The sequence below is a fragment of the Trueperella bernardiae genome (assembly GCF_001469025.1).
Classification (GTDB): domain Bacteria; phylum Actinomycetota; class Actinomycetes; order Actinomycetales; family Actinomycetaceae; genus Trueperella; species Trueperella bernardiae.
In genome coordinates, this window is sequence record NZ_LNIZ01000002.1 from 75,769 (window position 1) to 88,612 (window position 12,844).

Annotated in this window: 11 protein-coding genes; 7 read left to right on the forward strand and 4 right to left on the reverse strand. The window is 64.6% G+C overall.

The annotated features are described in order from the left end of the window. On the forward strand, positions 1 to 465 hold the full coding sequence (locus AQZ59_RS02320; RefSeq protein ID WP_082661093.1) for a SprT-like domain-containing protein: 465 nt from the start codon (positions 1 to 3) through the stop codon (positions 463 to 465). Between the two features lie 345 nt (positions 466 to 810). On the opposite strand, the gene AQZ59_RS02325 is transcribed toward AQZ59_RS02320, so the two are convergent. Then, a complete protein-coding gene (locus tag AQZ59_RS02325; RefSeq protein WP_143602073.1) occupies positions 811 to 1,677 on the reverse strand; it encodes a type IV toxin-antitoxin system AbiEi family antitoxin domain-containing protein in 867 nt (288 codons plus the stop codon). A gap of 609 nt (positions 1,678 to 2,286) precedes the next feature. Here AQZ59_RS02325 and AQZ59_RS02330 point away from each other — a divergent pair. The 4 genes from AQZ59_RS02330 to AQZ59_RS02345 all read left to right on the forward strand — a co-directional run bounded on the left by AQZ59_RS02330 (position 2,287) and on the right by AQZ59_RS02345 (position 6,889). Then, positions 2,287 to 3,315, forward strand: a complete 1,029-nt coding sequence (locus tag AQZ59_RS02330; RefSeq protein WP_082661094.1) for a carbohydrate ABC transporter permease — start codon at positions 2,287 to 2,289, stop codon at positions 3,313 to 3,315. A gap of 2 nt (positions 3,316 to 3,317) precedes the next feature. Continuing rightward, entirely contained in the window at positions 3,318 to 4,166 is an 849-nt protein-coding gene (locus AQZ59_RS02335; protein ID WP_062612798.1) for a carbohydrate ABC transporter permease, read from the forward strand. Positions 4,167 to 4,636: 470 nt separating this feature from the next. Beyond that, positions 4,637 to 5,977 (forward strand): ABC transporter substrate-binding protein, encoded by a 1,341-nt coding sequence (locus AQZ59_RS02340; RefSeq protein ID WP_062612799.1) that lies wholly within the window; start codon positions 4,637 to 4,639, stop codon positions 5,975 to 5,977. 156 nt (positions 5,978 to 6,133) lie between these two features. After that, positions 6,134 to 6,889, forward strand: a complete 756-nt coding sequence (locus tag AQZ59_RS02345; protein WP_143602075.1) for a hypothetical protein — start codon at positions 6,134 to 6,136, stop codon at positions 6,887 to 6,889. A 16-nt stretch (positions 6,890 to 6,905) separates the two neighbouring features. On the opposite strand, the gene AQZ59_RS02350 is transcribed toward AQZ59_RS02345, so the two are convergent. Both AQZ59_RS02350 and nrdF read right to left on the reverse strand, forming a co-directional pair. Next, the gene (locus AQZ59_RS02350) at positions 6,906 to 7,475 is read right to left on the reverse strand and encodes a low molecular weight protein-tyrosine-phosphatase (protein ID WP_068538909.1); all 570 of its coding nucleotides are present in this window, start codon (positions 7,473 to 7,475) and stop codon (positions 6,906 to 6,908) included. A gap of 162 nt (positions 7,476 to 7,637) precedes the next feature. Then, positions 7,638 to 8,600, reverse strand: a complete 963-nt coding sequence (nrdF, locus tag AQZ59_RS02355) for a class 1b ribonucleoside-diphosphate reductase subunit beta (protein ID WP_082661115.1) — start codon at positions 8,598 to 8,600, stop codon at positions 7,638 to 7,640. A 111-nt stretch (positions 8,601 to 8,711) separates the two neighbouring features. Here nrdF and AQZ59_RS02360 point away from each other — a divergent pair, with 111 nt between their 5' ends. Next, positions 8,712 to 10,043 carry a heparan-alpha-glucosaminide N-acetyltransferase domain-containing protein gene (locus AQZ59_RS02360; RefSeq protein WP_062612806.1) on the forward strand — a complete coding sequence of 444 codons (1,332 nt, stop codon included), beginning with the start codon at positions 8,712 to 8,714 and terminating at the stop codon, positions 10,041 to 10,043. Further along, positions 10,040 to 10,594, forward strand: coding sequence for a methylated-DNA--[protein]-cysteine S-methyltransferase (locus tag AQZ59_RS09830; RefSeq protein ID WP_062612808.1), 555 nt, complete (start codon positions 10,040 to 10,042; stop codon positions 10,592 to 10,594). Before AQZ59_RS02360 ends, AQZ59_RS09830 begins: the two co-directional genes overlap by 4 nt. A 225-nt stretch (positions 10,595 to 10,819) precedes the next feature. On the opposite strand, the gene hemQ is transcribed toward AQZ59_RS09830, so the two are convergent. Beyond that, entirely contained in the window at positions 10,820 to 12,598 is a 1,779-nt protein-coding gene (gene hemQ, locus AQZ59_RS02370; RefSeq protein ID WP_062612810.1) for a hydrogen peroxide-dependent heme synthase, read from the reverse strand. Positions 12,599 to 12,844: the final 246 nt, after the last annotated feature.

The window sequence follows — 12,844 nt, forward strand, 5'->3', positions numbered from 1 at the left end:
ATGGATGTTTCGCGAGCTCGCGAGGTTGCGCGGGGGCTCATGGACGCGCACGGCCTGCGCGGGTGGGACCTCGCAATCGACCGCGCCAAGCGGCGGGCCGGCTACACGAGTCATGCGCGGCGCACGATCTCGCTGTCGGGGCCGCTGATCACGCTGTATAGCGAGGAGCAGGTGCGCCTGCTCGTGTTGCACGAGGTGGCGCATGCGCTGGTCGGGGAAGGTCACGGGCACGACGCCGCATGGCGAGCCGCCTGCCTGAAGATCGGCGGGGATGGACTCACGCGCGTGGATCCCAAGTGGCCGACCGCGCCGGCGTTATGGGTTGGATTGTGCCCGAACGGTCACCGCTTTGAGCGGCAGCGGTTGGGGCGGGCCGGGTCGTGCCCGCGATGCTCGCGGGTATTTGATAGGCGCTACCTCATCACCTGGACAAACCAGCGCACGGGCGAGATCTTCCGGGGCTAGGCTGGCTGGCCTAGCTGGCTCGCACACCCCACCATTTAATGGCCTTTGCTGTCGCTTGGTGTCTTATGCCACCAGTTCACGCCGGGCACTTATTTATAGTCACAATCTCCCAACAATTCACGCCTGTCACACGCTGGCAGCGCGCACTCCCGCCACCCCGACAGAAGTCGTGAATATACCGGCTGACGATCGCTCTAGACGCCTGGCCGCCCTCAGATTCACGAGTTGTGACAGCCGCGCCCGGAGCACGCCACAGGAACGAACACTATCGGCGGGTTACGGCAATCCGACACCCACCAGACATCCTCTGACCAAGCCCGCCAAGCAGCCGCCTGGGCTCACGAGTTAGATCTCACGCCACGAGAACTCGGGTTCCTTGCGGTAGCGCCTGCGGTTCGCGATTCGTATGAGCGCCCGTCTCGTGCTCGCCCAGTCATCCCAGATCTGCCGGTAACTGAGGCGCGTGACTTCATAACCCATTTCGGCAAGAAGGAGATCGCGCTGTCGGTCGCGGGCGAAGTCGTCCGGGCTACCATGATGTGCCACGGAGTCACATTCGATAATCCACGAGCTACCAACCTTCATGTCCGTGTACCAGTTAGGCACGGGCGAGAACTGTTGAACAACCGTGAAGCCACGATTGCGCAGAAAGTGCGCCACCCGAGTTTCACTCCCCGACTGCGAGTTCGGCTGAAAGTTCCACAGATACCGCGCCCGACTCTTGGGGATCATCTCAAGAAGGTGCTCAACCTCAGGGACCGACAGTTTCCCCAGATTGAGCGCCGACTCGATCACAATCAGCGCCTGCTCCACACTATGAAACCTCGCAACATGTTCGACCGCCCGGCAGACATCCGCGACAAGCTCGTTCTTGCTCACAACACCCCGGTGGACGATTGGTCTGACCTGGCCTTTCGTTGCGTCGTGGAGTCTATTGGCGATTCTGCTGATCGAGTCCGAGTTGTTAACCACAAGGTGAATTCTCGGCTCTGGCTCGGACGGCACCCAGAGGCCATGCCGCTCACACGCAGACAGACATCCCAGCTGTGCATGCCCGGCTGCCGCGAGCGCAACCATCGGGTTCGCGTCTCTCTGGGCATACCAACCTCGGCTGACGTGCACGAGCTTGCCGCTGGCCTTCAGCTCAGCAATGCGATGCCCGTTCAGGCCAGCTTGTTGCAATTCCGCGCGGGAGATCACTCCGTTCCACATGCGTCTACATTGGCAAAGTCCGTGGCGGCCCGTTTTCGCCACGTGGCCAAATGTGGACAGCTGTAGCGCCGAGCAAGATGTGGATAAGATTTTTCGCGCGTTTCCACCATTTCACAGCCTCCGCTTCGCCCTCCTTCACTACGCCACGGCCGACACAACTCGTGAATCTGAGGGTGACCAGGTGCCTATAGAAATCGGCAGTCGATATATTCACGACTTCTGTCGGGGAACACTGGAGAGGAAGCTCGCGTCTGTGACAGGTGTGACTAGTGTGAATATTGTGACGCACATTAGGGGCCGATATCGAGTACCAGCGCCACGGCGTGATTACCGGGCGGCCGGGCCGGCTATCCAGTGCGGGGCCGTGGTGCCCGGCGCCAGCGCAGTTACATCCAACGCCCAGGCGGGGCCATCCGGCGCACAGGCCTGTTCTTTCGAGCGCCAGGCCGGTGCGATCTGCCGCCATGTCAGTGCTATCCATCACTTATCCATCACCCCGGCCAGCACCGCACGGCGCTAAGGGTAGTACTGTCAGGGCTCCCACCCACCCCGCGGGCCGATAGGCGCGCGGGCCCTCGTTGCTCTAGCCTATGACCAGGAGGTGGTCACATGTCGCAACACGCCACCGATGCAGGAACCGCGGAATCGCGAGGCTCGCGCGGGGCGCAGCCGGCGGCACCGAGCCAGGCGCACCCGGCCAACCCAAGCCAGCCAGCCACCCCAGCCAACCCCCGCGAGGCTAAGCACGAGCGCCCTCTTCGCGCCGCACGCAAGCGCCGGGAGGCGGCCACGGCGTTCACGATGCTTATTCCCTCGCTCATTGGTGTGGGCTTCTTCCTCATGGTGCCTATTGTGGCCGTTGTGGCAATTTCGCTGCTCAGGTGGAACTTGATCTCCCCGCCCACGTTCGTCGGGCTCGCGAACTACCACACGATGTTCACCTCGCCGGACTTTTGGAATTCGGTGCGCGTGACCGTTCTCTTCTCTGCGATCGCGATCCCGCTCGCCATCGCGCTGGGCCTGCTCATCGCGGTGGGCCTGAACCGCAAGCTCCCCGGCTCCGGGATCCTGCAGATCATGTACGTGATCCCATGGGTGGCCGCCCCGCTCGCGCTGGGCATTGTGTGGAACTGGCTGTTGGCGCCGTCGGGGCTGCTGAACCAGTTGCTGGGCACCCGCGTCGCGTGGCTGGCCAGCGAGACGACAGCGCTCCCCGTCGTGGCCTTCGTGTACGTGTGGCAGAACATTGGCTATATTTCGCTGTTTTTCCTGGCCGCACTGCAGTCCATTCCGCGCGATATTTACGAGGCCGCCTCGCTCGACGGCGCCGGCCCCGTCCGCACTCTGTGGTCGATCACGTTGCCGCTCGTGCGGCCGACCACGTTTTTCGTGATGGTGACGTCGTTCATCTCGTCGTTCCAGGTGTTTGACCTGGTCTACGGCTTGACCGACGGCAATCCCGGCTACCCCGGCGGCACCACCGACGTCATCGCGGCCCGCATTTACACCGCGGCTTTCGCGTCGCCGCGGATTGGGGAGGCGGCGGCGATGGCCGTGTTCCTCATGGTGCTGATTGTTGCGATCACGATTGTCCAGCAGCGCTACTTCGCCAAGCGCATGACGTACGAAATGAGCTGATCATGGCCACGAAGCGTCGTTACCGCAAGAAGAATTCGATCCTCGCCACAGCGCTCACGTATGCGGTGCTGATCGCGGGCGCGCTGATTACCGTGCTTCCGCTGGTGTTTTCGATCACGACCTCGATGCGCACCGAGCGCGACCTCGTCCAGCGAGGCGCGCTTTCCCTTCCGCACGAGCTCACGTTCGATAACTACGTCCGGCTTTTCACCGAGCACGACTTCATTGTGCCTCTGGCGGTCACCCTCCAGGTGGTGTTGGTGATGGTGGTCGGCCAATTCTTCTCCTCGATTTTGGCCGCCTACGCGTTCGCGCGCCTGGAGTTCCCTGGCCGGCAGATCCTGTTTTGGGCCTACATTTCGACGATGATGATCCCGGCGATTGTCACCATGATTCCCCTGTTCACGATGATGAGTCAGTGGGGGATGCGCAATACGTTTGCCGGCATCGTGGCGCCGTTCATGCTCGGCTCGCCGTACGCGATCTTTTTGCTGAGGCAGAATTTCATGGCGTTGCCGCAGGAGATTCTCGACGCCGCCGAGCTCGACGGTGCCGGCTTCTGGCGCCAGCTGTGGTCGATCGTGTTGCCGATGAACCGGCCGATCCTCGTGACGCTGCTGCTCATCACGGTGGTCTCGCAGTGGAATAACTTCCTGTGGCCGTCGATCGTGTCCCCACGCAAGGAGTGGAACGTGTTGACGGTCGCCACGGCCGGCCTGCAGACCCAATACGCCGCCAATTGGACGCTCGTCATGGCGGCCACCACGCTGTCGATCTTGCCGTTGCTCATCTTGTTCATCGCGTTCAACAAGCAGATCGTGCGTTCAATCGGCATTTCCTCGCTCAAGTAGGCGCGCCCCGACGACGCACCAGCTGGACCCGTCATAAGTCGTGAAGCTGAGGTCGACCAGGCGCCCATAGCAATCAGTGGCCGGTATATTCACGAGTTCTGTCGGAGGGGCTATGTAACTGGCTACGTGACGTCTGGCTGGGCGCCGATAATCTATGCCGTCGGCCCAATTCGCGTCTGGCACCGGCTGGGCCCGTCACAAGTCGTGAACCTGAGACCCACCAGGTGCCTACAGCGATCGATAGCCGACACATTCATGACTTCTGCCGGAAATTGCGGCAATATCCAGCAGCGACCGGTGGGTGCGAGCCAAACTACACCCCTGATTGGGAAAAGCCACGGAAGTTCGCACTCGGGCGGGCCTTGTTTGCTCATAGTGACGTCCCTAACCTCACACCAACTTGTTGACATTTCAACTGGTAGAGTTGGCGTATCGGCGCGCCTGCGCCCATTTCACACAGAGGAGAGACCATGAAGCGTTCATTCCTGACCGCTACCGCGGCGATTGGCACCCTCGGCCTTGTGCTGAGCGCGTGCTCGCCGAGCACGGGTGGCGCCGAGAAGACCACGGATCCGTCGTCGGAGCAGTCGACGTCGTCGGAGAGCACCACCGTCACGTTCCGCCTGTGGGACGACGCCGCCGCCCCGGCTTACGAAGAGTCCTTCAAGCAGTTCACGGCGCAGCACCCTGACATCAAGGTTGAGGTTGAGGTTGTGCCGTGGGGTGACTACTGGACCCAGCTGCCGCTGGACATCTCCTCGGGCGAGATGGCCGACATTTTCTGGGTGAACTCGTCGAACTTCGCGCTCTACGCCGATAACGGCAACCTGATGAACATCACCGAGGAGCTGGGCAGCGATCACGAGGAGTGGCAGCAGTCGGTGGTTGACCTGTACACGCGCAACGATGCCCTGTGGGGCATCCCGCAGATCTGGGATTCGATCGCACTGTTCTACAACAAGGATCTGGTGGACGCGGCCGGCGTCGACGTCACGAAACTGACCTGGGGCGACAACGACACGCTGCTGCCGGCCCTGCAGAAGCTGACCATGGACGCGAACGGCAACACCGCCGATTCGGCCGACTTTGACGCGAACAACATCGCCACCTACGGCATGAACGCCCAGGCGGACATGCAGGCGATCTACCTGCCGTTCCTGGCGGAGGCCGGCGGCAAGTTCCAAAACGAGGACGGCTCGTTCGACTTCGCCTCGGCGGAAGGCGTGAAGGCCTTCACTTACATCACGGACCTCATTAACAAGTACCACGTGGCGCCGTCGGCGGCGGAGACGAACACGAACGGCGACCTCGCCCGTGAGATGTTCATCCGCGGCGAGATGGCCCTGTTCCAGTCCGGCCCGTACTCGCTGAAGACGATCGCGGACAACACGGACATCAACTGGGGTATCGCCCCGCTGATCGCCGGCCCGGAGGGCGCGATCTCCACGTCGCACGGCGTGGTGGCCGTGGGTAATGAGGCTACGCAGCACCGCGAGGCAACCCTCGAGGTCCTCAAGTGGCTCGGCACCACCGAGGGCCAGGCGCCGCTTGGTCAGATGGGCGTTTCGTTCCCGGGCGCCGTGGGCGCGCAGGATTACTTTGTGAACTACTGGGCTGAGCAGGGCGTGGACGTGTCGGTGTTCATCGACTCAGCCGCGGGTAAGACGGCCCTGTCGCCGTTTGGCCCGGACGTCAACGCCGGCACCGAGGCGTTCATCCCACGCCTGTTGGACGTCTTCCTTGGCTCGGTCCCCGTGGAGCAGGGCCTGAAGGAAGCACGGGATGCGGGCAACGCGGCGATGAACCTCTAAGGCTGCGGGCGTCAAGCTCGGCGTTTGCCGAATCATGAGTGTGGGCGGGTCTTTCCCGCCCACACTTTTCACAGGGAATTCCCAGATCCGCCGCCACTTCCTCCAGGGATCATTAAGGGTTGCGTGGGTAGAGTGGGTCCAGGGAAAGGATGGACAATGACTGCTCGGTTTGTGGCGTGCATGGGCGCGTTGACGGCGATTCTCACGGCATGTGGGAGCGACGTCGCCAGCGACCCCTCCGCCCCCGACACCGCAGTCGATCACTGTACTGACCCCCTCAAGGGCTCCCCCACCACGGTCAACGCCCGCGAGCTGGCGTTTTGCCAGGCGGAGGCTCTGGGTAAGCTGGCCGGTTACGTGCAGGAGGACGCCGTGGACGGGCAGCTGGCCACCCGTTCGCGCACGAACATGGACCCACTCGCCGTGGAGATCGAGTCCTTTGGTGGTGACGGCGACGCGGCCGGCCGCGTCATCCTCGTCAGCGGCAACACGTTCGTCCAGCGCGACGGCTCGTGGGTACAGGCCACCTCCGATTCCACCGACGAAACCCTCGCCTTCCAATCCACTCTCCCCGGGCGCTACGAGGCGCTGCTCAACCCGAACGTGCGCGCGGCCGGCACGGACCCCGCGCTCGAATACAAGGTGTCGGGCACGGACGTAGTCGACGGCATGCCCGTCACCGTCCTGACCTTGACCGTGTCCGACGACGCCGACACGCTCGTCTCCACCATCTTCATCCGCGACGACTACGTGGTCATCCGCTCCGAATCCGAGTACACGGTGAACGGCCGAGAGAGCACGCGCACGGCCACCCTGACCGCGGTGGACGAGCCACAGGACATCATCAACCCGCGCTTTGAGGACGACGAACACCGCTCACAGCTGGCCGATCCAATCCTGGCCGGCAAGTAGCGCGGGACAGGCGAGGCTAACCGCGGCGGGCCTCAATGAACTCGACCAGCCCGCGGGCGCCCCTGTCCACCACCTCGTAGGTGTCCTGGAAGTCCTCGGGGCCGCCGTACCACGGGTCGGGCACGTCGTATTCGCCGGCGGAGTGGTAGAGGTTGGCCGAGTGCGACCGCTTGCTTGAGTCGCCCGCGAGCACGCCGCCCTCACCGAATGCGCCGTCGGCCGCCACGCCGATCGTGCCGTCGAATTCGCGCCACAGGTGGACTTTATCCAACGGCTCCCCGATCTGGCTGAGCATGCCGCGCAGGGAGCGGGCGTGGCCGGTGGTCATCGCGAGGATGAGGTCGGCGTCGCGCAGTTCGGCGTCGGTGGCACGATGGGCGTGGTGGGCACCGACGTCGTGCCCGTGTTCGCGCAGCACCTGCCGGGCGCGCGAGTCCACGGGGTTGCCGTGCTCCTCGGAGGAGACGCCGGCGGAGCGGACCTCCACGTCGTCAATCCCTGCCTCAGCAAGGCGGTCGCGCAGGACGATCTCACCCATCGGCGAGCGGCAAATGTTTCCGGTACACACAATCAGCACGCGATACATGCCCCCACCCTAGCCGACCGCCGCGCGCTTAGCTTGCCGGCCCCGCGTTCACGACGCCGTGGGCCCAGTTGCGCCGTTTGCTCCGGTAGTGCCGGCGGACTTGCGCCGGACGGCGTCGCCGCCGGGCCGACACGCTCACTTGGCGCCGGGCCAGCCGGGCGGCTAGAAGTCCCAGTCGTCGTCGGTAGTGGCCTCAGCCGTGCCAATCACGTAGGACGAGCCGGAGCCCGAGAAGAAGTCGTGGTTCTCATCCGCCCCCGGCGACAGCGCTGCCAGGATCGCCGGATTCACCGCAGTCTCCGACGCGGGGAACAGCGCCTCATAGCCGAGGTTCATCAGCGCCTTGTTGGCGTTGTAGCGCAGGAACATCTTCACGTCTTCCGTGAGGCCCATCTGGTCGTACAGCGAGGCGGTGTACTCCACCTCGTTGTCGTAGAGCTCATCGAGCAGCTCGTACGTCCACTCCTTGATCTCCTCGCGTCGCTCCGGGCTGGCCTTCGCCATCGCCACCTGGAACTTGTAACCGATGTAGTAGCCGTGCACCGCTTCGTCGCGAATAATGAGGCGAATCAGGTCCGCCGTGTTGGTCAGCTTCGCGTGTGCCGACCAGTACATCGGCGCGTAGAACCCCGAGTAGAACAGGAACGATTCCAGCATCACCGACGCAACTTTGCGCTTCTCCGGATCATCCCCGTCATAGTACTTCTCGATGATCTCGGCCTTCTTCTGCAGGTAGACGTTCTCCTCCGACCAGCGGAACGTCTCATCGATCTCCTTCATCGAAATGAGCGTGGAGAAAATCGACGAGTACGACTTCGCGTGCACCGACTCCATGAACGCGATGTTCGTGTACACCGCCTCCTCATGCGCCGTCACCGCATCCGGAATCAGCGACACCGCGCCCACCGTGCCCTGAATCGTATCCAGCAGCGTCAGCCCCGTGAACACGCGCGTGGTCATCTCCTGCTCATGCGGCTTGAGTGTGTTCCACGACTGAATGTCATTCGACAGCGGAATCTTCTCCGGCAACCAAAAATTCCCGGTGAGGCGATCCCAGACCTCCAGGTCCTTCTCATCCTCAATCTTGTTCCAATTAATAGCTTCAAACGGGCCCTTGTGCGCCATGCCAACCTCCATTTCGTAACCAAAACTATCTTCGCACGTTCCTCCGACAATTTCCCCCGATGTGATCGCGTCAGCGTACGGCGGGGCCACGATTGGCCGTAGGCTTGTGCAATGAGCACTTTCACGACCACGCCCGGGCCCCTCGCGCCCGAGTCCACCCCGTCCACGACGACGCCCGCTGCGCCCGACGTCATCGTCGAACCTGCCCTACAGCGCTACCGGGGCCGCATCCGCGGGATCGACCTCGCCCGCGGCCTGGCGATCCTCGGCATGATTTGGGCCCACGTGCGGCCCGGCATCGACGTGACCGCCACGTTCACCAACTTCCTGGGCAACATCCCCGCGGGCCGATCATCGGCGCTGTTTGCCCTACTCGCCGGCATCTCGCTGGCGATCCTTTCCGGGCGCAACGTGCCCTACACCGACCTGCAACTGCGCCACGCCCAGCTACGCATCGCCGGGCGCGCCGTCGCCCTCCTCGCGTTCGCCGCCTTCCTTTCCCTCTTCCCCACCATCATCGCGGTCATCCTCGGCTACTACGCCGCCTGGTTCCTGCTCGCCCTGCCGCTGCTCAGCTGGTCTTCAAAGAAGCTCGCGATCGCGGCCGGCGTCGTCGCCCTGGTCGGCCCGCAGGTCATGCACCTCGCCAATCTCATCTCCTACACCTTCGACGTCTACCCCGCCTCCGGGCCCAACTCCTACCTTTATGACGTGCTCGTCACCGGCCACTACCCCGGGCTGGCCTACATGGCCTACGTCATCGCCGGCATCGCCATCGGGCGGACGGACCTGTCGGAGTCGTCCGCGCGGATCCGGCTCCTGGGCGGCGGCCTCATGCTCGCCGTGCTCGGCTACGGCACCGCCTACCTCGCCACCCACACCTTCGCCACCGAAACAGGGTTCGAGTCCGGCAGCTCCATGGAGTTCGTGCCCTCCTTCATGCCCTTCACCCTGTGGGACGTGTTCACCGCCGAACCGCACATGAACACCACCACGGAAGTGATCGGCAACCTCGGCTTCGGGCTCATAGTGCTCGCGGTATGCCTGTGGCTCTCGCCGCTCGCCAAGCACCTGCTCTTCCCGATCGCGGCCGTGGGCTCGATGTCGCTCACCGCCTACGTGGGCCACGCCTTCGGGCTGCACTTCAACGAGGAGCTGTTCTTTTCCTCGACGGCCACGCCCTTCCTGCTGGTCGCCGGCATCGCGGTGCTGTTCTGCACCGTGTGGGCGCTGCTGCCGTTCCGGCGCGGGCCGCTCGAGTGGATGACCTACTGGTTCTCGCAGTGGTTCGCGCACCCGGCGCTACCCCGGCCCGCGGTCCAACCCGTAACATCCCAGGCGGGGACGCTACCTCCTACTCCGCAATCACCTGCAACATCCAAGCCCGAGGCACAGCCGGAGCTGGAGGCGCCTGCTGTGCCGGAACCCAACGAGCAGCCGTGATCTTCCACTACGACTCACCCATCGGGGTTCTCACCATTTCCTATGATGGTGCGCTGAACGGACTGTGGACGCTTGCCAACGTGCCCGCGGCGCTGGAGGCCGAGGCCCCCACCGCCGCGCTGAGCCCGGCGGGTTGCAATCCCGCCACTAGCAGTGTCACCGTAAGGAGCACCGCCGGCAGCACTCCGCCCACCACCAACTCGTCCGGCGCCGAGCCTGTCGTCACCTGGCTCGACGCCTACTTCGCCGGCCAGAATCCCGCCATCGACTTCCCCATCGAGCAGACCGGCACTCCCTTCCAGCTGGCCAGCTGGAAGGCCCTGCGCGAGATCCCCTACGGGGAGACGGTGAGCTACGGTGAACTCGCCGCGGCTGTCGGAAAGAAGCTAGGCCGGCCGACTTCGGCCCGAGCGGTCGGCGGGGCTGTTGGCAGGAATCAGGTGCTCATCGCCGTGCCCTGCCACCGGGTGATCGGCGCCGACGGCTCCATGGCCGGCTACGCCGGAGGCCTCGAGTGCAAGATCCAGCTCCTCGACCTCGAGCGCGCCTAACCCCACCCAAAACCGCCGGCCCCGGCGGCTGGCTTGCCGGTCGCTCCCTCACAAGTCGTGAACCTAAGACCCACCAGGCCCTATAGCAATCGCCAGCCGGCATATTCACGAGTTCTGCCGGGCGCCCCCAAGACCCGCCTGCACAAAACCAAGCGCCGATTCCAGGCTTCACGCCGGCCACACGCCAGGTCGTCCGCGAACGTCCGTGCGACCAGCACCCCGACCCTAGGCCAGCGGACTTCCCTGCCTGCGCGCCCACTCGGCCAGTTCCACGCGCTCGCCGGTGAAGAACGGCACGTCCTGGCGTACGTAAAGCCGAGCCTCGGTCTTGCGGAAGGCATACATGAGATCGACGATCCGGGTCAGGTCCTCACCCTCGAGCGCTACCACCCACTCGTAGTCCGACAGGGAGAAGGAGGCCAGCGTGGAGGTGACGAGGTCACCGAAGGGGCGGCCCGCCGCCGCGTGATTGCGCATGATCGCGGCCCGCTTCCAGTCCTCGAGCAGGTACCAGTCATACGAGCGCACGAACGGGTACACGGACGCGAACCTTTCCGGCTCGTGCTCAAACATGCCGGGCAGGTGGTCCGGGTTGTACTCGGCCGGCCGGTGTTGGCTGAGCACCGACCACACCGGCGTCAGCTCCAACCCGCGATGCAGCACCCGGTAGGCTGCCTGCGCAGCCTCGGCGCTTTTCGCCACGAACCAGGCCATGAGATCGGCGTCCGCGCGGAATCCGGACACGTCGTAGTACCCGCGAACCGAGACCCCCGTCTTCCCAACGGCATCCTCCGCCGCCGCAATCCGCGCAGGGTCAAACGCGCCGGCTCCCGCCTCGCCCACCTGGTCGGCCTTGAACACCGACCACATGACGAACGGACGCTCCTCATTCAGCTGCTTGGCGATCGGGCGGACCTCCCCGCGCGGGTGGCCGTGCGGGGAGGGACGCGAGCCGGGGTGTGTGGGCGCCGGATGGTCGGGCGCGGGGTGAGCGACGGCGTCGTTGGCGGGAGTCGGGTGAGTCATCATTCCTCTTTCTGGGTTGGCCCGCAGGGCGGCGGGCGGGGTTGGGTGGCAGCAGTCTGCCGGGGAGTCGGCCGGCCCCTGTTGGAGCAGGTCGGCGAGTTGCGCGATGAAGGTGGGCGAGCGGTCGATCGTGGGGGCGCGCAGGTAACCCATGCCGAGGCGTTCGGCGGTGGCGCGCGCTTCAATGTCGAGGTCGTAGACAACCTCCATGTGGTCCGAGATGAACCCGATCGGGACCACGATCGCGGCCGACGCCCCCTCGCCGGCGATCGCCTCGAGGTGGTCGTTGATGTCCGGCTCGAGCCAGGGCACGTGCGGGCTACCCGAGCGGGAGCAGTAGGCCAGGTCCCACTCCTGCTCGCCGAGCTCCGCACACAGCCGCTCGATCAGCTGGCGGTGCTGAACGTCGTAGGCGGGCGGGCCCGCCGCCGCATTCATCGCCGTGGGGATGGAGTGCGTAACGAACACCAGCCGCGCGTCAGGCATCTTCGCACGCGCCTCCCGCACCACCTCGCGATACGCCACGTAGAACCCCGTGGCCTGCCAAAACGGATGGATCTTCTCCACGCGCAGGTCCGCATGGCCGAGCTGGGCGCGCCACCGCTCGAGGTCCTCGCTGTACTGCCGGCACCCCGAGTAGGAGCAAAACGCCACCGTCGCCACCGCCCGCACCGACCGCGCGCCGGCGTCGTAAAGCTCCGCCAGGATCTCGTGACCGAAAGGGTGCCAGTTACGGTTACCGACGACGACGGGCGTGCGGTCCCCACGCGCCTCAAGTTCCGCGCGCAACCGGTCCGCGAGCGCCGCGTTGAGTTCATTGATCGGCGACTTCCCGCCGAAACGGTAGTAGTGCTTGCCCACCTCGGCCAGACGCTCGTCCGGCACGCCGCGCCCGGCCACCGCGTTGCGCAGGAACGGGACCACGTCCTCCGGCTTGTTCGGGCCTCCGTAGGAGAGGAGCATGTAGGCGTCGACCATGAGTGTCCCTAAGTTGACGATCAGATGGAAAGCGCGCCCGGTAGCGCACGCCACGATTATGCGCCATTTACAGCTGTTCTGCATCCTGACTGCCGACTTTTCCTGATAGCTCGATGAAATCGGAACAGTTCGGGCCGCACGTGTCGCTAACTTGTGCGCTACCGAACACCCCGGCCCCCAGACGTGAAGGATCCCCCGGCGCCGCCGGGGGATCCATCTTTCACAGCCGCACTATCCAGCCACCCG